This is a genomic window from Streptococcus sp. HN38 (assembly GCF_028335765.1).
Taxonomy (GTDB): Bacteria; Bacillota; Bacilli; order Lactobacillales; family Streptococcaceae; genus Streptococcus; species Streptococcus suis_P.
In genome coordinates this window covers 1,546,751-1,570,175 of sequence record NZ_CP116604.1, presented here as the reverse complement: position 1 = coordinate 1,570,175, position 23,425 = coordinate 1,546,751, and the positions used below count along the sequence as shown (strand labels likewise).

General features: G+C 40.8%; 20 protein-coding genes. 12 read left to right on the top strand and 8 right to left on the bottom strand.

Features of this window, described 5'->3' with window-relative positions; translation table 11 throughout:
- The first annotated feature begins 117 nt into the window (after window positions 1-117).
- The 3 genes from polA (at window position 118) to PHA78_RS07475 (ending at window position 4,079) form a co-directional block, all read left to right on the top strand.
- Window positions 118-2,754 carry a DNA polymerase I gene (polA, locus tag PHA78_RS07485; RefSeq protein ID WP_024376623.1) on the top strand — a complete coding sequence of 879 codons (2,637 nt, stop codon included), beginning with the start codon at window positions 118-120 and terminating at the stop codon, window positions 2,752-2,754.
- Window positions 2,755-2,766: 12 nt separating this feature from the next.
- A complete protein-coding gene (locus tag PHA78_RS07480) occupies window positions 2,767-3,522 on the top strand; it encodes a hypothetical protein (protein ID WP_024376622.1) in 756 nt (251 codons plus the stop codon).
- Between the two features lie 119 nt (window positions 3,523-3,641).
- Window positions 3,642-4,079 carry a CoA-binding protein gene (locus tag PHA78_RS07475; RefSeq protein ID WP_014636445.1) on the top strand — a complete coding sequence of 146 codons (438 nt, stop codon included), beginning with the start codon at window positions 3,642-3,644 and terminating at the stop codon, window positions 4,077-4,079.
- Window positions 4,080-4,374: 295 nt separating this feature from the next.
- Here the strand turns inward: PHA78_RS07475 and PHA78_RS07470 are convergent, their stop codons facing one another.
- Window positions 4,375-5,217: a DUF975 family protein gene (locus tag PHA78_RS07470; RefSeq protein ID WP_024376341.1), complete on the bottom strand. Its 843-nt coding sequence runs from the start codon at window positions 5,215-5,217 to the stop codon at window positions 4,375-4,377.
- Between the two features lie 319 nt (window positions 5,218-5,536).
- Between PHA78_RS07470 and tgt the strand changes: the two genes are divergently transcribed.
- Window positions 5,537-6,679, top strand: a complete 1,143-nt coding sequence (gene tgt / locus PHA78_RS07465) for a tRNA guanosine(34) transglycosylase Tgt (RefSeq protein ID WP_002935810.1) — start codon at window positions 5,537-5,539, stop codon at window positions 6,677-6,679.
- 39 nt (window positions 6,680-6,718) lie between these two features.
- Here tgt and PHA78_RS07460 read toward each other — a convergent pair whose 3' ends face one another.
- On the bottom strand, window positions 6,719-7,804 hold the full coding sequence (locus PHA78_RS07460) for a M24 family metallopeptidase (RefSeq protein ID WP_099807081.1): 1,086 nt from the start codon (window positions 7,802-7,804) through the stop codon (window positions 6,719-6,721).
- 208 nt (window positions 7,805-8,012) lie between these two features.
- On the opposite strand from PHA78_RS07460, the gene ccpA reads away from it, so the two are divergent.
- On the top strand, window positions 8,013-9,017 hold the full coding sequence (ccpA, locus tag PHA78_RS07455; protein WP_002935813.1) for a catabolite control protein A: 1,005 nt from the start codon (window positions 8,013-8,015) through the stop codon (window positions 9,015-9,017).
- Between the two features lie 430 nt (window positions 9,018-9,447).
- Here ccpA and PHA78_RS07450 read toward each other — a convergent pair whose 3' ends face one another.
- The gene (locus tag PHA78_RS07450) at window positions 9,448-11,097 is read right to left on the bottom strand and encodes a Spy0128 family protein (RefSeq protein WP_105127740.1); all 1,650 of its coding nucleotides are present in this window, start codon (window positions 11,095-11,097) and stop codon (window positions 9,448-9,450) included.
- A gap of 299 nt (window positions 11,098-11,396) precedes the next feature.
- Between PHA78_RS07450 and PHA78_RS07445 the strand changes: the two genes are divergently transcribed.
- From PHA78_RS07445 to thrS, 5 genes are all read left to right on the top strand, one after another.
- Window positions 11,397-12,395 (top strand): glycosyltransferase family 4 protein, encoded by a 999-nt coding sequence (locus tag PHA78_RS07445; RefSeq protein ID WP_105127739.1) that lies wholly within the window; start codon window positions 11,397-11,399, stop codon window positions 12,393-12,395.
- Window positions 12,396-13,709, top strand: coding sequence for a glycosyltransferase family 4 protein (locus PHA78_RS07440; RefSeq protein ID WP_009910256.1), 1,314 nt, complete (start codon window positions 12,396-12,398; stop codon window positions 13,707-13,709).
- 14 nt (window positions 13,710-13,723) lie between these two features.
- Complete coding sequence (locus tag PHA78_RS07435; protein ID WP_105127738.1) at window positions 13,724-14,098, top strand: hypothetical protein; 375 nt, start codon at window positions 13,724-13,726, stop codon at window positions 14,096-14,098.
- 259 nt (window positions 14,099-14,357) lie between these two features.
- Window positions 14,358-14,675, top strand: a complete 318-nt coding sequence (locus PHA78_RS07430) for a MazG-like protein (RefSeq protein ID WP_099778799.1) — start codon at window positions 14,358-14,360, stop codon at window positions 14,673-14,675.
- A 309-nt stretch (window positions 14,676-14,984) separates the two neighbouring features.
- The gene (gene thrS, locus PHA78_RS07425) at window positions 14,985-16,937 is read left to right on the top strand and encodes a threonine--tRNA ligase (protein ID WP_272157912.1); all 1,953 of its coding nucleotides are present in this window, start codon (window positions 14,985-14,987) and stop codon (window positions 16,935-16,937) included.
- Between the two features lie 83 nt (window positions 16,938-17,020).
- Here thrS and PHA78_RS07420 read toward each other — a convergent pair whose 3' ends face one another.
- From PHA78_RS07420 to PHA78_RS07400, 5 genes are all read right to left on the bottom strand, one after another.
- The gene (locus PHA78_RS07420; RefSeq protein WP_272157911.1) at window positions 17,021-18,064 is read right to left on the bottom strand and encodes an acyltransferase family protein; all 1,044 of its coding nucleotides are present in this window, start codon (window positions 18,062-18,064) and stop codon (window positions 17,021-17,023) included.
- Window positions 18,065-18,186: 122 nt separating this feature from the next.
- Window positions 18,187-18,846: an amino acid ABC transporter permease gene (locus PHA78_RS07415; protein WP_029185562.1), complete on the bottom strand. Its 660-nt coding sequence runs from the start codon at window positions 18,844-18,846 to the stop codon at window positions 18,187-18,189.
- A 14-nt stretch (window positions 18,847-18,860) separates the two neighbouring features.
- On the bottom strand, window positions 18,861-19,559 hold the full coding sequence (locus PHA78_RS07410; RefSeq protein WP_029185563.1) for an amino acid ABC transporter permease: 699 nt from the start codon (window positions 19,557-19,559) through the stop codon (window positions 18,861-18,863).
- Between the two features lie 14 nt (window positions 19,560-19,573).
- Entirely contained in the window at window positions 19,574-20,413 is an 840-nt protein-coding gene (locus tag PHA78_RS07405) for a transporter substrate-binding domain-containing protein (RefSeq protein ID WP_029175933.1), read from the bottom strand.
- Between the two features lie 10 nt (window positions 20,414-20,423).
- Window positions 20,424-21,185: an amino acid ABC transporter ATP-binding protein gene (locus tag PHA78_RS07400; RefSeq protein WP_004298852.1), complete on the bottom strand. Its 762-nt coding sequence runs from the start codon at window positions 21,183-21,185 to the stop codon at window positions 20,424-20,426.
- 193 nt (window positions 21,186-21,378) lie between these two features.
- On the opposite strand from PHA78_RS07400, the gene yycF reads away from it, so the two are divergent.
- Both yycF and vicK read left to right on the top strand, forming a co-directional pair.
- Window positions 21,379-22,083 (top strand): response regulator YycF, encoded by a 705-nt coding sequence (gene yycF, locus PHA78_RS07395; protein ID WP_004298854.1) that lies wholly within the window; start codon window positions 21,379-21,381, stop codon window positions 22,081-22,083.
- Window positions 22,076-23,425, top strand: a complete 1,350-nt coding sequence (gene vicK, locus PHA78_RS07390) for a cell wall metabolism sensor histidine kinase VicK (protein WP_002935841.1) — start codon at window positions 22,076-22,078, stop codon at window positions 23,423-23,425. Before yycF ends, vicK begins: the two co-directional genes overlap by 8 nt.

The window sequence follows — 23,425 nt, the reverse complement described above, 5'->3', positions numbered from 1 at the left end:
GTAGTCGCAAAGAACATTTATTATCGAAAAGAAAAATCCTAGTCGCTGACTGGGATTTTCTGTTATTCCAGCCCTCCATCACCCACAAAACTCCCCCATCCATGCTATAATAGAAACATGAAAAAAAATAAATTATTATTAATCGATGGCTCTTCGGTAGCCTTCCGTGCTTTCTTTGCACTTTATAATCAAATTGATCGTTTCAAGAATGCCAACGGTCTTCACACCAATGCTATCTACGGCTTCAATCTCATGCTGGACCACATGATGAAGCGGATTGAGCCGACCCACATTCTTGTGGCTTTTGATGCTGGAAAGACCACTTTCCGTACGGAGATGTATGCAGACTATAAGGCAGGTCGTGCCAAGACTCCAGACGAATTCCGTGAGCAGTTTCCTTTTATCCGTCAGATGTTGGATGCCATGGGAGTCAAGCATTACGAACTGGATCAGTATGAGGCAGATGATATTATCGGTACCTTGGACAAAATGGCAGAGCGGACAGAGATTCCTTTCGATGTGACCATTGTCAGCGGTGACAAGGACTTGATCCAGCTGACAGACGAAAACACCGTAGTCGAGATTTCTAAGAAAGGCGTAGCCGAATTCGAAGAATTTACTCCAGCCTACCTCATGGAAAAAATGGGGATTACCCCCACTCAGTTTATTGACCTCAAGGCTCTAATGGGAGATAAGTCCGATAACATCCCAGGCGTGACCAAAATCGGTGAAAAAACAGGTCTAAAACTCCTGACAGAATTTGGTTCTTTGGATGGTATCTACGAAAACATTGACAGCATGAAGGCATCTAAGATGAAAGAAAACCTGATTGCGGATAAGGAACAAGCATTTCTTTCTCGAACCCTTGCCACCATTGACACCAATGCTCCAATCGAAATTGGTCTGGATGACATTGTTTATCAAGGCCCAAAGCTAGAAGAGCTAGGACAATTCTACGATGATATGGGCTTCAAGCAATTAAGGGCTCAGTTAGGTACGACCAGCTCGCAAGAGGAAGCGATACTCGATTTCCAAATCGTAACGGAAATCAGCCCCGCTATGCTCAAACAAGACCAGTTTTTCTATTTTGAAATCTTGGGTGAAAATTATCACCGAGAGGATTTGGTTGGTTTAGCTTGGGGAGATAAGGAGAAAATCTATGTCGGAGGGCCTGAGCTACTTGATAGTCCAGTCTTGCGTGACTTTTTAGAAAAACAAACCATAAAAACCTATGACTTCAAGCGTGGAAAAGTTCTTCTCGACCGAAAAGAGATTACGCTACCTCCAGCTACTTTCGATAGCCGTCTAGCCAAATACTTGCTTTCCACCGTTGAGGACAATTCCCTAACAACCATTGCCAATCTCTATGGTCAGACTAGTCTTGTTCCAGATGAGACAGTTTATGGCAAGGGTGCTAAGTTAGACTTGCCAGAACGCGAGATCTTTTTCCCACACTTGGCACGTAAGGTTCAGGTTTTGATTGAGACAGAAGAGCCGATGTTGACCAAATTAGAAGAAAATCAGCAATTAGATCTTTTGTTTGACATGGAGTTACCACTGGCAAATGTTTTAGCTAAGATGGAAATTGCTGGTATTAAAGTGGAAGCTGAGACTCTCAAAGCTATGCAATCTGAAAACGAAGTTTTGATTGACCAGTTGACCAAGGAAATCTATGAACTAGCTGGTCAGGAATTTAATATCAATTCGCCTAAGCAGCTTGGGACCATTCTCTTTGAAGAGATGGGATTACCGTTGGAATATACCAAGAAAACCAAGACAGGCTATTCAACAGCAGTAGATGTCTTAGAACGATTAGCGCCAATTGCACCAGTTGTTTCAAAAATCTTGGAATACCGTCAGATTACCAAGCTTCAATCAACTTATGTAGTCGGCTTGCAGGATGCCATTTTAGAAGATGGTAAGATCCATACCCGCTATGTACAGGATTTGACACAAACAGGTCGCCTATCTTCGACGGACCCTAACTTGCAAAATATTCCTGTTCGTCTAGAACAAGGGCGCTTGATTCGTAAGGCATTTGTGCCATCGCTTGAAAATAGTGTCCTTTTGGCATCGGACTATTCACAGATTGAATTGCGCGTTTTGGCTCATATTTCTCAGGACAAGCATTTGATTGAGGCCTTCCAGCAAGGTGCAGATATTCACACTTCGACAGCTATGCGGGTCTTCGGTATCGAAAAAGCTGAGGATGTGACACCAAATGACCGTCGGAATGCCAAGGCTGTAAACTTCGGTGTCGTCTATGGTATTTCAGATTTCGGTCTATCCAATAACTTGGGGATTACACGTAAGGAAGCTAAAGCCTATATCGATACCTATTTTGAACGCTTCCCAGGAATTAAGAATTACATGGAAACCATTGTTCGTGAGGCACGTGATAAGGGTTATGTAGAGACGATTTACAAACGCCGTCGTGAATTACCAGATATAAACTCTCGCAATTTCAATGTCCGTAATTTTGCGGAACGAACAGCCATCAACTCACCAATTCAAGGTTCGGCCGCAGATATTCTCAAAGTAGCCATGATTAATCTCGACAAGGCTTTGACTGAAGCAGGTCTTACGACACGTATGTTATTGCAAGTACACGATGAGATTGTTTTGGAAGTCCCAGTGGCAGAGCTAGAAACGGTAAAAGCCATGGTAAAAGAGACCATGGAATCGGCGATTAGCCTGTCTGTACCATTGATTGTGGATGAAAATGAGGGACCGACATGGTATGAAGCTAAGTAAGAAAGGAAGAGTATGAAAAAGATAGTTCTTTGTATTGGTCTATGTAGTCTTCTGCTCGCAGGTTGTGGAAAAACAGCGCAGAAGGCAGAGAAAACACCAGCTTCCTCAGGGGAAGAGTTTTCAACCACTTTACCGATTTTGCAAGAAAAGCAGGATACTACGAACGAACAGTTCAATGTTCTAGCAAATGCAGAGCTTGTAGCTGTTAATAGTACACCACCTGCTGACGAAACACAAAAAGGCCACAAGATTTATGCGGCCAATAATGGTGTTGCTGAAAAAGATGAAAATGGGAATATCAAGGAATATTTCCGTTATTATGATGTGCCATCTACTTGGACAATTAATGCAGAAAATACTCAGGATGAGACGGTCGCTGCAGTCTACGATGTTAAAGAAGGTTCCAGCAATTACATGGTCCAACTCTATAATATCAATGCTTTTAATCAGTCTCCACTGGAAGATGGTCGCAATATGACGCCGGAGGAATTAGAAGCACGGATGCTTGAAACAAATCATTCTTTCAGTGAAAAGACGGTTGTCACAATCAATGGTCAGGAATGGCAGGTTGGGCGACAGTTATTAACAGATCAAAAATTAGCTCGTCTGACTTTTTATCGGATGGAATCAACAGCTGCTTATGATGACTCCGTGGTTGTGGGTTCGATCTATTATTCCTTAGATCCAGGAACCGATAAAGATCGGACCAACCTTAAAAAGGTTATCGGGCAAGTTAAGGATGTCGTGTACCAAATTGCTAAAAAATAATCAAGGTAGACAAGCTATAATCAGTAACGAGTTGAAATTGACAAGATTGTGGTATAGCACACCTTATTCATTAAACTTTTATTGATTCTAACATTTAATATACATTAAAGGAGGTCTCTATGTCTTATTCCTTCCAAAATCCTAGTCAGGACATTATCTTTGACTATCTGAAAAATGCTAAAACCATTGCAGTGGTCGGTTTGTCTAGTCGAGAAGAGACAGCAGCCTACCGCGTTTCCAAGCTCATGCAGGAAGCGGGCTATAAAATTATTCCAGTTAATCCCAAGGCTGCTGGTGGGACTATTTTAGGCGAGTTGGTCTATAGTAGTCTAGCAGAGATTGACCAACCTATTGATATTGTAGATGTTTTCCGCAGAAGTGAATTTTTACCAGAGGTAGCACAGGAATTTATCCAGTCGAATGCCAAAGTTTTCTGGGCTCAACTCGGTTTAGAAAGTCAAGAAGCAGAAAAACTATTGCGTCAGGCAGGTCGTAACGATATTGTCATGAATAAATGTATCAAGATTGAATATCTTGAAATGAAAGAACAATACTAATAAGTCGGGTATATTTATCCGACTTTTTTCATCGAAAAAGCAGTTCAATGAACCATTGAACTGCCGGATGACTCTAAGGAGGAGCACTTAGAATTGGAACAAATTACTACACATGGCGTAAAAAATAGAAAGGAAGAAATCTGCTCCAATACCAAGCAGGCTAAAATAGTCCTTTGTTGCTCCTCAGTCATAGTATAACACAATCCAAATGTTTTTACCAATTATTACTATATTTTTTTCTTAAATATAGACATAAAAGTGTATATAAAAATAAGAGCAGATATCGCTCTTATTTTTATACGTAACTCATTTTCTTAGCCTGATCATCTAAAATTTCTTCATGGAAGTGCATTTGTGCAGCATAGTGATACGGCCATACATATAAACCAGCCAGGCCAAATGTAATAATGACAAGAAGGAACCAGCCAATGAAGGATAAATCAAGTGTAAAGCGTTTAAACTTGTAACCTTTCATCAACTTTCGACTAGACCGAATGATTGAAAAAGCGCCTGTATATTCCTTGCGTTCTAATTGCTCAAACAAGATATATTCTACCTGTGAATAAGCATAGAATTGTGGAATATAAAGAGCAATTCCTAAAACCATAAGTAGGATACCTCCCATGGCCATTAGCCCTAGTATGGCAAGGATTTCCATAGGAAGTGCATCAGGGTCTAAGGATTGACTGGATGCAGCTATGATTGTAATCATCGTTCCAGCACCGATAAGTAAAACAATACCAAGGTAAAACAGTAGTCCCCAAAGGAAGAGCAAGAAACTTTTTAAGATGTAGGTTCGAAAGATTTTCCAGAAATCTTTATGATTGAAAATCATCAGCATATCTTTAAATGATGTGGAAGTTTTTACCCCTTTGATAAGATGAAATATAGTGCATATAATGGATAAGTGCAGTAGTCCTAATAGCAATCCGTAAAATAGTGGAAACAAGGAGGTAGAAATAAAGTAGCTAGGACTAGCAAGTTCCTCAGCTGTTACTCCAGCAAGGCTATTGCGAGAGAAAGAAATTAACTGAACGATAACAGAAATAGTGACGGGGATGACAGCCAATTGATAGATACCAGGTGTCTCATTTAGTGTTTGGCGAGCCCGCTCACGTATATTATAAATTGTAAACATCTACATAACCTCCTTGCTGAATATTGTAACATAATTCTAGATGACAAGCTAGGCTTTTTTTGATAGACTGGAAGGTGCTGTGGGAATTTGTCAGTTTGCTGTGATGCGCCTGTCTATTTACTATTAAATAAGTAGAAGACAAGGTAAATATCGCTGAAATAAGCGAGAACATTAAAGACATTCTGATGGATTAGACCATGCAAGATTGAGAAACTGTATTTCCAGGTAAAGTGCTTTTATGGATGATATGAAAGAGCTGAACTGTAAATCCAGAACTAATATCCTAGGACTGTTTTTCCTAGCGGGAGGTAAATAAAACATGACAGATGTTCCAATCAAGTATCGCTTGATTAAGAAAGAAAAGCACACAGGTGCACGTTTGGGCGAAATCATTACCCCACACGGGACCTTTCCAACTCCGATGTTTATGCCAGTTGGAACTCAGGCAACGGTAAAAACCATGTCGCCTGAAGAATTAAAGGCGATGGGTTCAGGAATTATCCTATCGAATACCTATCATTTGTGGCTTCGTCCAGGTGACGAATTGGTGGCGCGTGCAGGTGGTTTGCACAAATTTATGAATTGGGATCAACCGATTCTGACTGACTCAGGTGGCTTTCAGGTTTATTCTTTGGCGGATAGCCGTAATATCTCAGAAGAAGGGGTGACCTTTAAAAACCACCTCAACGGCAGCAAGATGTTCTTGTCACCTGAAAAAGCTATTTCCATTCAGAACAATCTTGGCTCTGACATTATGATGAGCTTTGATGAGTGTCCGCAGTTCTACCAGCCTTATGACTATGTAAAAAAATCCATCGAAAGAACAAGTCGTTGGGCAGAACGTGGTCTCAAGGCTCACCGCCGTCCGCATGACCAAGGTTTATTTGGTATTGTACAAGGTGCTGGTTTTGAAGATCTTCGTCGCCAATCAGCCCATGATTTGGTTAGCATGGATTTTCCAGGATACTCCATTGGAGGATTGGCTGTTGGTGAAACACACGATGAAATGAATGCTGTACTGGACTTCACGACCCCTCTTTTACCGGAGAATAAACCACGCTATCTCATGGGTGTTGGAGCACCAGATAGCTTGATTGATGGCGTAATTCGTGGGGTTGATATGTTTGACTGTGTATTACCAACACGTATTGCGCGTAATGGAACCTGTATGACCAGTCGTGGACGTCTTGTGGTGAAAAATGCTCAGTTCGCTGAGGACTTTACACCGTTAGATCCAGAGTGCGATTGCTACACATGTAAAAACTACACACGTGCGTATCTCCGCCATTTACTTAAGGCCGACGAGACGTTTGGTATTCGTTTGACAAGTTATCACAACCTCTACTTCTTGATTAATTTGATGAAAAATGTCCGTCAAGCAATCATGGATGACAACCTTTTGGAATTCCGTCAAGACTTTATGGAAAAATACGGTTACGGTAAAAACGGTAGAAATTTCTAAACAAAATGACCTCCTACAAAATCGTAGGAGGCTTGTTTTTTACCCTTCAAAATACAGTAATTCTTTTGGTGTTTTTGTAAAGACTTCAAAGCCATTTTTGGTAACGTAACCACAATCCTCGATACGAACACCAACTTTTCCAGGGATGTAAATACCTGGCTCTACCGAGAAACACATACCTTCTTCGATGACTAAATCATTGCCTTCCATAATCGATGGGAACTCGTGGACACTCATTCCCAAACCGTGACCGAGTCGGTGGTTGAAGTACTCGCCATAACCTGCTTTTTCAATCACAGAGCGAGCGGCATAGTCAATCTCGCCAGCAGTCACACCAGGCTTAATCATATTGACCGCGGCCATGTGAGCCTCCAGAGTCAAGTTGTAAATATCTTTTTTAAACTGATCAGGTTTACCGACAGCGACAGTCCGTGTCATATCAGACGTATAACCCAAAGTTTCCACGCCTAGGTCGAACAATAGCAGAGCGTTATTCTCGATTTTGTTTGTTGAGGGAATACCGTGTGGATTTGCAGCATTGTTACCTGTCAAGACCATGGTATCAAAACTCATCTTTGAAATGCCCTGTTTTTTCATCTCAAATTCAATCTGAGCAATAATATCAGTTTCGGTTACATCAAGGGAGATATTGTCAAAGCCAACCTGCATGGCCTTGTCCGCAAACTCACCGGCAATCAGCATCTTGTCAATCTCATCACGGGACTTAATCAATTTCATGGTGTTGATTAGTGGTGTCAAATCAGAGAAAGGCTGGTCAAAAATAGACTGCAAACCATGGTATCGAGTCAAATTGAGATTGTCAAACTCAGCACCGATAGCAGAGAATGTTTTTTGTGGTAATTTGCTCTTGATAATCTGCCATGGATTTTCTGAGTCCATATAGCCGGCTACAGGAAAATCAACAGTCGAAACCGCACGCTCTACATCCAAGGCAGGGAGAAAGAGTAGTGAGTCGTGGTCAGGCATAACAAAGAGCATCATGTGGCGTTCATGAGGATCACTATGATAGCCAGTCAGATAATAGATGCTAACTGGATCAGAGAAGATGGCCAAGTCCATTTTGTTGGCTTCTAAGTAGGATTTAACATGATGTAATTTTGACATAGTGGAGCCCTTTCTAGCATGTAGTGGTAAAAAAAGTGAAAATTTCGTTTATTATATAGACTATTGTTCCAAAAAATGAAAAAAATTGCAAGTATTATCAAAAAAATAGGTTTTTTCTCTTGAAAGTGGTTTCAAAAAGTGATACACTATAATCGAGTGAAAGCGTAATTTTCATAGAAATAGAATATTGAAAGGGAGTACAAAAGTTATGTTAAACACTGATGATACGGTTACGATTTACGATGTCGCCCGTGAAGCTGGTGTATCCATGGCGACAGTATCGCGCGTGGTAAATGGGAATAAAAACGTAAAGGAAAATACTCGTAAAAAAGTATTAGAAGTCATCGACCGTTTGGATTATCGTCCAAATGCTGTTGCGCGTGGCTTGGCAAGTAAAAAAACGACAACTGTAGGGGTTGTGATTCCAAATATTGCTAACGCTTATTTTGCAACCTTGGCCAAAGGTATCGATGATATTGCCGATATGTACAAATACAATATCGTCCTAGCAAACAGTGATGAAAATGATGAGAAAGAAATCAATGTGGTAAATACCCTATTCTCAAAACAGGTGGACGGAATCATTTTCATGGGCTATCATTTGACAGACAAGATTCGTGCGGAGTTTTCACGCTCACGTACACCGATTGTTTTAGCTGGTACCGTGGACTTGGAGCACCAATTACCTAGCGTCAATATTGACTATGCTGCCGCTAGTGTTGATGCAGTCAATCTATTAGCTAAGAACAACAAGAAAATTGCCTTTGTATCAGGACCGCTTGTAGATGACATCAACGGTAAAGTTCGTTTTGCAGGCTACAAACAAGGCTTGAAGGACAACGGAATCGAGTTTAACGAAGGATTGGTTTTTGAATCCAAGTATAAATACGAGGAAGGCTACGCTCTAGCAGAACGTATTTTGAATGCTGGAGCAACTGCAGCTTATGTTGCAGAAGATGAGATTGCTGCTGGTCTATTGAATGGTGTCAGTGATATGGGTGTCAAGGTTCCAGAAGACTTTGAAATCATCACAAGTGATGATTCCCTAGTGACCAAGTTTACCCGTCCAAACCTGACCTCTATCAATCAGCCACTATATGATATTGGTGCAATTGCTATGCGCATGCTTACCAAAATCATGCACAAGGAAGAGTTGGAAAACCGTGAGGTAGTTCTTAACCACGGAATCAAAGTACGGAAATCAACTAAGTGATAAATATGGGAGTAGCCGGATAAGATATCTTATTACTCCGCCCCTCACTCTATCAAACATTATAATCATTTAGTTTATCTTTTATTACTTCGACGAGCGAGGAAATATTTCCAACCTAGAACAACCTTTAGGCTGTTCTAGCAACCTGTAGCTATTGAGGTAAACTTGCTTCGACTATCTCCAGCCTTCAAAGGTTACCTGAACCTTTGAAGCGAGTACTAAAAGCAAACGAAATGGCTATACTAACCGAAAACTAAAAGATTATAAAAAATAAATATAAAGCCCTCGCTAGATGTATAAGCTTAGCGAGGGCTTTGTGGTTGATTTTAAGTTAGTCACACTCTGGAAGTTGTGGAGATGTTGATGCGAATCTAGAGAAGCAGTACTGGGCTTTTTCTCATCCTTTAGAACTGTATCAGTTAGGTGATTATTATAATTTACGTTTACGTGTAAATAACGCAATTGCAAGCCCGATAATACCACTTGTCAATAACCGTAAACTTCCTTTCTCACCAGTTACTGGTAAGATTTGCTTAGCAGTTTCGGTTTTAAATGTTGAAGTCTCCTGCTTGTCTGTTTTTTCAGTTGTTGGTTTAGTGTTTGAATTTTCTTCGACTGTACCATTTTGGTTGTTCTCATTAACAGGTATCTGTTTTTTAGAGGTTTCGATATTTTCCTTCTCTTTATTAGCCATTTGCTTTTCAGGTGTTACGGCATTGTCCTTCTCATTAACAGGCATCTGTTTTTTAGAGGTTTCGATATTTTCCTTCTCTTTATTAGCCATTTGCTTTTCAGGTGTTACGGCATTTTCGTTCACAACACTCGGCATTTGTTTTTCAGAGATTACAATATTATCCTTCTCTTTATTAGTCATTTGCTTTTCAGGTGTTACGGCATTTTCGTTCATAACACTCGTCATTTGTTTTTCAGAGATTACAATATTATCGTTCTCTTTATTAGTCATTTGCTTTTCAGGTGTTACGGCATTTTCGTTCATAACACTTGGCATTTGTTTTTCAGAGGTTTCAACCTTATCGTTCTCTTTATTAGTCATTTGCTTTTCAGGTGTTACGACCATGTCGTTCACAATGCTTGGCATCTGTTTTTCAGAGGCTTCAATATTATCCTTCTCTTCATTAGCTATTTGCTCTTTAGGGGGTTCGATATTTCCCTTCTCTTTATCGGTCATTGCTTCCTTAGAGACTTCATTATCAGTAATAACGCTATCCGTGGTTGGCGCTATTAACTTCCCAGGATTCAAAATATTCTCGAAGATTTGATCGCTATTTTCATAAGTCACTGTTGAGACTAGTTGTCCGTGATTGTTATCTTTCACAGTGACAGTGGCCTTAATATCTGATTTGTCATAGATAATATCGCCAAGTCCACCATCAACTTCTGAAACAGTGTAGGTATAGGTTCCCTCTTTTGTAAATGTTAGGGCACTAAAGTTTACAGAACCATCTGCTTGATTGCTTACCTTTTCGATTTCATCGCCTTTTTCATTTTTTAAAACAAATTCGAATTCACCGGTGTTTAAGGTACGTCCCTCGAGGACTTTTTTTATCGAAAGACTAGCAGCAGCTGGAGCAGGTGTATAGAAATTGTTAAAGACATTGTCATCAGCAATAAATTCAATCATTGCCTGTAATTGTCCGTTGTTTCGATCTTCTACAGTTATTTTTGCTACAATATATTTTGAATCATACTCAACACCACTAAGCTCATTTTTTACTTCTGAAATTGTATACCAATATTCGCCGGGCTTATCGAATGATAGATTTTTAAATCTAACTTGACCCTCTTTTGTATTTTGAGTTGTATCAATAAGTTTCTCACTATCCACTTCTCTAAGCTCAAATTTAAATTCATTTTCTAGAAGCTCACGACCAAATAGTCGTACTACTGCTGGTATTTTGACATTAACCGTCTTTGAAGTAGCCTGTCCCCCATCAGGTTGTTTTGCGCTGATGATGGTATTTTTTACTTCTTGTGCCGATACATTATTCACTAGAGCAACAGTTCCAAATAATACTATTCCTGGTATTAGGAGCGATGTTCTCCATTTCTTAGTATTCATTATCCTTTTTCCTTTCTCAAAGCATGATTTATGTAGCTAATCTATGTCGTTATAACATGCAAATTTTACATCTAAAGTCCTCAATAAATTTTGAATGCTTAGTGCCAGAATGTGCACCATTCGTAAATTATAACATCTTCTAAAAAACATTCAAGCTGTCCTTCTGCTTTTAAAATCTGTTTTATATGTTTTTTATGTAATCATAGATTTGGGATTATATTCTTTAGTATTGGCTTTAATTGATACAAAAAATACAGTTTAAAATATGAAAAAAGGTAAAAAAGGGCTATAATGGTATTATGAAAGTACTATTGTATTTAGAAGGTAAAACTGTTTTAGAGAAATCAGGAATTGGCCGGGCGCTCCAACACCAGATGGAAGCGCTAGATATGGCAGGCATTCCTTATACGACAGACCTGTTGGGAGATTACGATGTCATTCATATCAATACCTATGGTCCACGCTCCTGGTTATTGCTACATGCAGCCAAACGGAGTGGAAAAAAGGTAATCATGCATGGACATTCCACGAAGGAAGATTTTCAAAATTCCTTTATCGGTTCGAATACCCTAGCTCCTTTTGTGGGGAAATATCTAGCAAGCATGTACCAAAAGGCAGACTTTGTCATCACTCCTTCAGAGTATTCAAAAAAACTCATCCAGTCTTATGGTGTGACAACGCCAATTATAGCCGTTTCGAATGGTATTGATTTAGATAAATATAAGAAGGATGAACGTAAGGAAGCAATCTTTCGAGAGCATTTTAAAATTGAAGAAGGTCAGCCAGTTGTTGTCTGTGCAGGACTTTACTTCCGACGTAAAGGAATTGAAGACTTTGTCAAGGTAGCCGAAAAGATGCCGCATGTCCGCTTCATTTGGCTCGGTTCAATCAATAAGTGGCTGATTCCGTCATATATTAGAAAAATTATTGAGGGAGAGCATCCAGCGAATGTCGAGTTTCCAGGTTATTTTAAAGGTGCTGTTTTTCAAGGTGCAATGAGCGGAGCGGATGCCTTTTTCTTCCCATCGTATGAGGAAACAGAAGGGATTGTTGTTCTGGAAGCTCTCGCTAGTCATCAGCATGTTGTTCTACGAGATATTCCAGTTTACGATGGTTGGATTGACGAAAACGTTGCCGAATTAGGACATACAGTGGATGATTTTGTAGATTCTATTCGGAAAATCTTAGACAAGCAGGTTGATAAACGTGAGGCGGGCTACCAGGTTGCGGTTAGTCGCTCGATTGACAATGTTTCCCACCAATTGGTGGATGCCTATCGACAAGTATTGGAGATGTAAATGCGGATTGGATTGTTTACGGATACCTATTTTCCACAGGTTTCAGGAGTCGCGACTTCGATTCGGACTCTTAAGACAGAGTTGGAGAAATTGGGACATACGGTATTTATTTTTACGACGACAGATGAGGATGTGAATCGCTACGAAGATTGGGACATTATCCGAATTCCTAGCGTACCTTTTTTTGCCTTTAAAGATCGTCGAGTGGCCTACGCAGGTTTTACAGATGCCTTAAAAATTGCAAGTCGCTATAAACTAGATATTATTCATACTCATACAGAATTTTCTTTGGGGATTTTGGGGAAAATGATTGCCAAGGAACTAGATATTCCGGTGGTACATACTTATCACACCCAGTATGAAGACTACGTACACTATATTGCTAAGGGTAGGATTATTCGTCCCGGCATGGTTAAATATTTAGTACGGGCATTTTTAAAAGATTTGGATGGGGTAATTTGTCCTAGTGAAATCGTTGAAGATCTTTTAATGAGTTACAATGTTCCGATTTCTAAACGAGTAATTCCGACAGGAATTGACTTGGCAAAGTTTGATAGACCAGAAATTGGCAAGGATGAAACAGATGAGTTGCGGGAACAACTAGGAATTGCTAGTGATGAAACGATGTTGCTAAGTCTATCTAGGATTTCTCACGAGAAGAATATCCAAGCAATCGTTCAGGCAATGCCAAAAATTTTGCTGGAAAATCCAAAGGTGAAGTTGGTCATTGTCGGAGGTGGACCTTATACAGATGATCTTCAGGAAATGATAGCGGAGCTTAATCTAGATGAACACGTCCAGTTGACGGGAATGATTGCACCAAGTGATACAGCACTTTATTATAAAGCTGCGGATTTCTTTATTTCTGCTTCGACCAGTGAAACACAGGGACTAACTTTCTTAGAAAGCTTAGCTTCGGGAACTCCTATTTTGGCACATAGCAATCCCTATTTAAAAAATGTTGTAACAGATAAGATGTTTGGGACACTCTTCGTTCGAGAACAGGAGTTGGCAGATGCCGTCGTTGAGGCGATTGTTGCTACGCCACCAATGAATCCGTATGTGCTTGATAAGAAGCTCTATGAGATTTCTTCTACGAATTTTGGGCGCAAGGTTTTTGAATATTATCTAGATTTGAAGATTTCGTATGATTTTAGAAAAGAACATACTAATCAAGATAGCGTAGCAGAAGCTTTGATAAAAGAAGCTATTTACCTACCGCAAAAAGTAGTAGTTAAATCAACAGACACGACAGCAAAAATATTGAAAAAATCAGTCGAACAAGTAAAATCAATCCGGAATTTCTTTGAATAATTTGGAGGTTTCAAATGGAAAAGCTTCGGAAAGAGAGTTGGAAGAATCTGGTTTTGGCAACTCTTATTATTCTGTCCATGTATGCAGGTATTTATCTGATTGCCTTTCATCTGATTAGTGACACCATGCTTTCTAAGGAACTGGTGGTCGGGAATATATTGCTCTATACTCCCATTGTGCTATTCTTAACTGGTCTTCTTTATGGATTTTTTCACGGTTTTTCTCCTAGCCTTCTTGCCTTGGTTTTACTGCTTTATCCTGTAACCATCTTTTTCTTTAAGGAATGGATTATTCTCTATCAGATTGTCTACACCTTATGTGCTCTGATTGGAAATGGGGTAGGAGCTCTGCTATTTTACCTAAGAAAGAAAATGATGAAAAATCCTTGATATATCGGAAAATCCTTGTTATAATAGCTTTTAGAGACTTATCAATTCTAGGAAATCTTTGAGAGAGTGTGCGGTTGGTGCAAGCACATAGAGGATAGGATTGACACTACTCGGTATGATTTTATGCAAACATAAAAGGGTGGTTCCCTTATCGCCAATCTGAGGTAGTCAGGCTTTTTTGCGTGACTGCGAATGAAGGTGGAACCACGTTACGACGTCCTTTTGCGAGGACGTCGTATTTTCTTTTGGAGGAGGAATGATGCTGCCTGATGACTTATTAAGACGGTGTCAAGATGTGCGTCGTGCTTACAGAGAGTTGGAAGTCAAGCACCATGAGAAAGAGTGGTCTATTGAGGAGGACCTCTTGGCTTTGACCAATGATATTGGCAACATGAATCGTCTGATTATGACCAAGCAGGGTCGTTACTATGATGAAACGCCTTATACCTTGGAGCATAAAATGGCTGAAAATATCTGGTGGTTGATCGAATTAGCTGACCGCCTGGATATTGATATTCAAAAAGAAATGGAAACCTTTTTAGCTCAAAAAGAAGAGTTATTGGGGATTAAAAAATAAAAATAGAAAGGACTAGGGTCTCCGTATTTGGTTGAACTGAATACGGGCTACGGACTGGGCCAAAAAGATAAACGAGAACTAGACGCTTGCGTCGTCGTTCTGTTTCCTACATCATTTAGTTTTTCTTTTATTACTTCGACGAGCGAGGAAACGTCGTTTCCTTGTTTCCAACTTCAAACACTCCACTGGAGTATTTGAACTCACATTGCCGTACTAAAGTACTGCCTGCAGCTCGTTGCCTAGTACTAAAAGTAAACTAAAAGACTATATTTTGTCTGTGTCCGCTTAACGCCCTTTATATCTTATATTATGCTTAAAATTACTTTCCCAGATGGTGCTGTTCGTGAGTACCAGGCTGGTGTGACAACTTTTGAAATTGCGGAGAGCATCAGCAAGTCTTTGGCGAAAAAGGCGCTTGCTGGTAAGTTCAATGGTAAATTGATTGATACTACCCGTGCTATTGAAGTGGACGGTACGCTTGAAATTGTAACGCCTGACCACGAGGATGCCTTGGACATCTTGCGTCACTCAGCAGCTCACTTGTTTGCCCAAGCAGCTCGTCGTCTTTTCCCAGACATCAAGTTGGGGGTTGGTCCAGCTATTCAGGATGGTTTCTACTATGATACGGACAATGCTGCTGGTCAGATTTCAAATGAAGACCTGCCACGCATTCAGGAAGAAATGATGAAGATTGTCAAGGAAAACTTCCCTTCTGAACGCCGTGAGGTGACTAAGGAAGAAGCTCTTGAAATCTTCAAAAATGATCCATACAAGTTGGAATTGATTCATGAACATTCTGACGACGAAGGCGGTTTGACCATCTATACTCAGGGCGAATACGTTGACCTCTGCCGTGGCCCACACGTTCCGTCAACAGGTCGTATCCAGATTTTTGAATTGCTCAATGTGGCTGGTGCTTACTGGCGTGGTAAGAGCGAAAATCCAATGATGCAACGTGTCTATGGTACGGCTTGGTTTGACAAGAAAGACCTCAAGGCGTACCTTCAAATGCGTGAAGAGGCAAAAGAACGTGACCACCGTAAACTTGGTAAGGAATTGGATCTCTTCATGATCAGCCAAGAGGTTGGTCAAGGTTTGCCATTCTGGTTGCCAAATGGTGCAACTATCCGTCGTACCTTGGAGCGTTACATCACAGACAAGGAATTGGCTTCTGGTTACCAGCACGTTTATACGCCACCGTTGGCTTCTGTTGAACTCTATAAGACTTCGGGTCACTGGGAGCACTACTCAGAAGATATGTTCCCAACTATGGACATGGGTGACGGTGAGGAGTTTGTGCTTCGTCCAATGAACTGTCCGCACCACATTCAAGTTTACAAAAACCATGTGCGTTCTTACCGTGAATTGCCAGTGCGTATCGCCGAGCTTGGTATGATGCACCGCTATGAAAAATCTGGCGCATTGACTGGTTTGCAACGGGTGCGTGAGATGACCCTCAACGACGGTCATATCTTTGTCACACCTGAGCAAATTCAAGAAGAGTTTAAAAAAGCTCTCCAGTTGATTATCGATGTGTACGCAGATTTCAACCTAAACGACTACCGTTTCCGCCTGTCTTATCGTGATCCAGAGGACAAAGAGAAGTATTACGATAACGCTGAGATGTGGGAAAATGCCCAGCGTATGTTGAAGGGTGCCATGGATGAAATGGGCGTGGACTATTTTGAAGCAGAGGGTGAAGCGGCCTTCTACGGTCCGAAATTGGATATCCAAGTGAAAACTGCCCTTGGTAACGAGGAAACCCTGTCAACCATTCAGTTGGACTTCCTCTTGCCAGAACGCTTTGGTCTGACCTACATTGGTGCTGACGGTGAGGAGCACCGCCCAGTCATGATTCACCGTGGTGTTATCTCGACTATGGAACGCTTCACAGCCATCTTGATTGAAACCTACAAGGGTGCCTTCCCAACCTGGTTGGCTCCAACCCAAGTGACTATGATTCCGATCTCTGTGGAAGCTCACTTGGACTACGCTTGGAAGGTTGCTAAGGAATTGCAAGACCGTGGCGTTCGCGTACACGTGGATGAACGGAACGAGAAGATGCAATACAAGATCCGTCAGAGCCAGACCAGCAAGATTCCATATCAGCTCATCGTCGGTGACAAGGAAATGGAAGACAATGCTGTCAACGTTCGTCGTTACGGAAGCAAGGCAACACAAACTCAATCTGTTACAGAATTTGTAGATTATATCTTAGCAGATATTGCCCGCAAGTCACGACCAGCTGAAGCAGCTGAATAAATAAAGCAAGAAGTCCGAAAGGGCTTCTTTTTGCATGTAAAAAAACCTCCCAACCGACTGGCTGGGAGTGCTAGTATCACTTATTAGTTACTTTTCTTTTTAGGGTAGGAAATCACCTTCCCTTGAAATACTTTATCCAGTATAGGAATTCTTTTGACAATCATCAAGACTAGGGAATTGATGATAAGAAGTAATCCAAAACTTATGAGCAGCAGCAGAGGTGTAGAAAAATCTATAAAATATTTCTTTATGAAAAGAGTAATAATTGTCAGGATGTAGGTATGTACCAGATAGAAGTAAAGTGAATACTGGCCAAACCAAGCTATAATAGAGGGTAATCTTCTTTCCAGAGTGATTATGATAGAAACAATCAGGTAGGTCATAGCTAGTCCGTTTGCATATCGTAGGAAGGTATGAAATGGCAGGTGCTGACTTGGGTAGGTTTGGTAGGACTGTAAATAGATGAGATAGAAGACGGTGACCAGACCGGCTAAACTGTGAAAAACGGTCTGTCTAACCATTTTCTTGTGAATTTCTTTCTTGGCAAAATAAATACCTAAAAAATAAAATAGTGGTAAAGAAGTCAGGTGTTGTAACCCGATTGGTAAGTTGCTAATATTTAAGGGACCACCAAATAGTGTAGCGAATAGCGTAAAAAGACCAATGCAAATCAGTGAAACTGGTTCTGTTAGTTGCAACCGATGGAGAATATGAGTTGCGGAGGCCATAAGGATTAAAAACCAAATATACCACATAGATGTATCTGGCAGGAGAAAATTAGAAACGAGGTGACTAGGTTGTATTTTATCAACAGTGTAACTTGAAAAGAGGATTTTGCTAATTACAATACTACTGCCAAAGACTGCGTATATTTGCAACAGTCGATATATATATATATATATATAAGTATTATTTCTAGGTTTTGGTTTTAGGTAAAAATGATAGAAACTAAAGCCACTGACAAATACAAAAAATGGCATAAGGAAAGAGTGTAGCCAAGCTTCTAGTCGCCAAAGAGGGATATCGGTATATGGAAGAGCGTTTCGAATATAACCGACTGTATGCAGAAATAAGACAGCTAAAATTCCAAAACCTTTCAGCTGGTCAATATAGATGAGTCGTTTCATAAGTTTCTCCTTTATTTAACTCTAAACTATTTGGGAACAGAGGCATTTCCAAAATGGTTTGAGTACATTTTCTTTGATTATATCATAAAACCAGCTTTCTTGAGAAAACTGGTTCAGATTGTTTATTCTATACTGCTCGCCCAAGACTTAGCCACATAACGTGACAGGCTTGAGATGGCGAAGTTGATGCTAAAGTAAATCAAGGCAACCATGAGATAGAGAGCAAAAACTTGCTCCGCCTCAAAGTAGCGTCCCATGAGGATTTGACTCGAACCGAAGAGTTCTTGCAGGGCGATAACGGAGTAGAGGAAACTGGTATCCTTGATAACCGTCACAATCTGCGAGATAATGGCTGGTAGCATCTTACGAATGACCTGTGGCATGATGATATAGACCATGATTTGTACTGGGGTAAAACCCTGTGACAAGCCAGCTTCGGTCTGGCCCGGTCCGATGGCGTTTAGACCACCACGGATAATCTCGGCCATGGCTGCCGTGGTAAAAATAGTAAAAGCAGTAATACCAGCAGGCGTTGACTTCATTTGGAAGACCAAGAAAACGGTGAAAATCCAAAGTAGGTTTGGTACATTTCGCACAAATTCGATATAGATGGTTGCAATCCACTTGAAGAGTGGATTTTTTCCATTTCGCATGATGGCTAAAATCATTCCGAAGAGAACTGAAAGAACCACCGAAATGCTTGAGATATAAAGGGTTAATTTCAATCCGCTCCACAAGAGTTGGAAGGTTGAAGGTTTGAGTAATTCTAAAACATAATTCATCGTTCAACCTCCTTTTAGTGTGAAAAAGCAGACTTATTCTTTTCTTCAATGCGACGTCCCCAGCTTGCAACAGGGAAGCACATGATGAAGTAAAGAAAAGCAGCACCAGCAAAGGCTGGGATGTAGTTGGCATTCATAGCAGACCAAGATTTTGTCATAAACATAATATCAGCTCCAGAGATAATGGCAACAGTAGCCGTATTCTTAATTAAGTTTACTACTTGGTTGGTCAAAGGTGGAAGAATGGTCGGAATGGCCTGTGGTAAAATGATGATTCGCATGGTTTCAGACTGAGTAAATCCTTGTGAAAGTGCGGCTTCAGTTTGCCCAGTAGGCACAGCCTCAATCCCTGCACGAATGACCTCTGCGATATAAGCACCGTGATAGAGTCCGACGCAGATAACAGCTGTCCAGTAGATGGACGGCATGAGAACATAGTTTGAAATCAGTGGAAGTCCATAATAAACAATCATGAACTGAACCAACAGCGGCGTGTTCTGATAGTATTCAACATAGACACGTGCGATGATTTTTAAAACTTTATTTTTACTTGAAGAGAGACTACCAAAGACAATTCCTAAAAACATGGCCATGATAAAGGCACCGACAGAAATGGCTAAGGTAAAGAGAAAACCTTGGAAAAAGGTTGGAAAATCCTTGAAATAACTGACCCAATTCTCCCAAGTGTAAGGACTAGTTGTTAAAACTGTCATATTGTTTCACCTTTCTATTCGTCAGTTTCTGTTACTGGTTCTAGACCATTGGCATCATAGATGCTTTGTAGGCTACCATCGGCAGTCCATTTTTCTACGAGATTATTTAAGTAGTCGTTAAGGTCTTTGTTAGATAATTTAGTAACAATTCCATAGTCAGAAGCTGAGAAGCTAAAGTCCATGAGTTCAGATTTAGAGCTGATATACCCAGAAAGGATAGATTGGTCTACAGAAAATGCGTCTGTACGGTGAGCACGTAGCGAGACAGAGAGTTCTGGATAAGAACCAAGCTCTGCAAAATTGACAGAGATACCATATTTGTCTGCTAGTTCAGAGATGAGGGTGCGTGTAATGGAACCCTGAGCTACACCGATTGTCTTTCCATCCAGGTCGGTAAATGTCTTAATTCCACTATCCTTATTGACCAAGAAGCCAACGGCATCTGTATAGTAAGGAGTTGTGAAATTGTAGAGCAACTTGCGTTCTTCGGTTATGGTGAAGGTTGCGATGACCATATCCACTTGACCGTTATCAAGAAGTGGTCCGCGAGTTTGTGCCGTAACGGGAGTAAATTCGATATCCACCCCTAACTCGTCTGCAATTTTTCGAGCAATGTCAATTTCCATTCCCTCGAATTCACCAGTATCAGGGTTCTTGTAGCCAAAGTTTGGGACGTCCTGTTTCACTCCGACGCGGAGCACGCCTCTATCAATGATAGCTTGAACTTGATCGCTATTGGTAATGGATGCGGGTGTTTCTGTTTGAACTACTGGTTGTTTTGCGAAAACGAGAAGAATAAGTCCAAAGACCAATAATCTAATTGCAAAGAAAATGTTGATTTTTTTCTTATCCATAGACTTCCTCCTAGAGTTTTACTTTGTCAGATTCGTGGTTGATAATCTTACTGAGGAATTGTTGGGCACGAGGCTCTGTCGGATTGTCAAAGAAGCCATTCACATCTGTTGTATCAACTAAAACTTCTCCCTCAGCCATGAAGATGATGCGATCAGCTACTTCACGGGCAAAGCCCATTTCGTGTGTTACGACAATCATGTTCATCCCGTCACGTGCCAATTTTTGCATAACTGCAAGTACATCCCCGATCGTTTCAGGGTCCAAGGCAGATGTTGGTTCATCGAAGAGTAGAAGCTCAGGTTTCATAGCTAAGCCGCGAGCGATGGCGACACGTTGTTTTTGGCCTCCGGATAGCATAGCAGGGTAGGAATCCTTCCGATCCCAGAGGTTGACAAACTCGAGGTATTTTTGAGCGGTTTTTTCAGCCGTAGCCTTATCGATTCCCAAAACCTTAATCGGTGCCAAAGTAACATTTTCTAACACGGTTTTGTGTGGGTAAAGGTTAAAATGCTGGAAAACCATGCCAACTTCTTTGCGGAGTGATACGAGCTCTTTGATAGAAGTAGAGGAAATATCATGTCCATTGACGATGAGCGTTCCTTCATCAATTGCTTCTAAACCGTTAATCGTGCGAATGAGAGTAGATTTTCCGGATCCGGAAGGTCCAAGGAGAACGACAACCTGTCCAGGTTCGAATTCCAAGTTGATATTGCGTAGGGCGTGGTAGTCGCCATAGTATTTGTTGACATCTTTAAATTCTACTAAAGGCATAAAATTCTCCTTGCATAGTGTTTTTTAGGTATTCCCATCTTAGCATTGCCTATATACAATGTCAAGTAAATTCTGACAATTTAATGTATTTTATGTCATAAAATGTGACATAGCTGTGTCAGGTGGTTTTGAAATATGAATTTTTTAGGTAAGTCTGATATAATAGAAGAAATAAAACAAAGGTAAGATACTAATGAAAAAAATATTAATTGTAGATGATGAAAAACCAATCTCAGATATTATTAAGTTTAATATGACGCGCGAGGGATATGAAGTTGTGACAGCTTTCGATGGACGTGAAGCCTTGGAAGTCTTTGAGGCTGAGTTTCCTGACATTGTCATTTTGGACTTGATGCTGCCAGAATTGGACGGACTAGAAGTCGCTCGAACGATTCGTAAGACCAGCAATGTTCCAATCTTGATGTTATCTGCTAAAGATAGCGAATTTGATAAGGTTATCGGGCTTGAAATCGGGGCGGATGATTATGTGACCAAGCCCTTCTCTAATCGTGAATTGCAGGCGCGTGTTAAGGCTCTTCTTCGTCGTAGTGAATTGGCAGAGACGCAGACAAATATTGAGTCAACAGGGACTCCAGAGTTGGTGATTGGCGATTTGGTCATTCTGCCTGATGCGTTTGTCGCTAAGAAGCATGGCAAAGAGCTGGAGCTGACCCATCGTGAGTTTGAATTGCTCCACCATCTGGCCAAACACTTAGGTCAGGTTATGACTCGAGAACATCTATTGGAAACAGTTTGGGGTTATGATTACTTTGGTGATGTCCGCACGGTGGATGTAACGATTCGTCGTCTGCGTGAGAAAATTGAAGATACACCAAGCAGACCAGAATACATTCTTACTCGTCGCGGAGTGGGATATTTTATAAAAGGAAATGATTAATCAATTACGTTATTTAATGACCACGGCAGAATTTTGGTTTGTTGTCATTTTGATTGGCTTTCTAATTGCTCTGACGGTCCTTTTGATTGAAAACTATCGGGATAATAAGCAAATTAAACAACTCAATCAAAAAGTCAACGCCTTAATTGAGGGGAATTATGCAGATGTGTTAGACATGAGGGGAAGTCCTGAAATCACAGACATGGCGAATTCTCTTAATGATCTGTCCGAGGTCATCCGCTTAACTCATGATAATTTAGAACAAGAAAAGACGCGTCTGACTTCCATCTTGTCCTATATGAGTGACGGTGTTATTGCTACAGACCGTATCGGACGGATCATCATGATTAACGATATGGCCCAGAAACAGTTGGGGCTTTCTAGCCAAAAGCAGGAGCAGTATCACCTGCTCGAGGTTTTAGATTTATCAGATCGTTACACATTGAGAGATTTGTTGGCTCAGACACCTGAGATTGTGATTGATCACACCAATGAAAACGAAGAATTTCTGACTTTACGCGCTAATTTTGCCACGATTCGTAGTGAGAGTGGTCTGATTTCTGGCTTGGTTGTCGTCTTACATGATATGACCGAGCAGGCCAAGGAAGAACGGGAACGTAGGCTGTTTGTGTCAAATGTGAGTCATGAATTGCGTACGCCATTGACTTCCGTCAAATCCTATCTAGAGGCTCTGGATGAGGGAGCGCTAACGGAGTCTGTTGCACCGAGTTTTGTTAAGGTATCCTTAGATGAGACCAACCGCATGATGCGGATGATTACAGACCTCCTAAGTTTATCGCGCATTGATAATCAGGTTGGTCAGATAGATGTCGAACTGATAAACTTTACTGCTTTTGTGACCTTTATTCTTAACCGTTTTGACCAAATGAAAAATGCTGATTCTGATAAGGTCTATACGATTGTTCGTGACTATCAAATCAGTCCTATTTGGGTTGAGATTGATACAGATAAGATGACTCAGGTTTTGGATAATATCTTAAATAATGCCATTAAATATTCGCCAGACGGCGGGACAATTACCTTCAGCATGAAGACCACAGATAGTCAGTTGATTGTATCCGTCTCAGACGAAGGTCTGGGGATTCCGAAAGCAGATTTACCTAGAATTTTTGATCGATTCTATCGCGTGGACAAGGCACGATCTCGTGCTCAAGGCGGTACAGGTCTTGGTTTAGCTATTGCAAAAGAAATCGTGAAACAACATAAGGGCTTTATCTGGGCTAAAAGCGAATATGGTCATGGTTCAACGTTTACAATTGTCTTGCCGTACAGCAAGGACATCGCACTAGATGAGTGGGATGATTCAGATGAGGAAGAATAG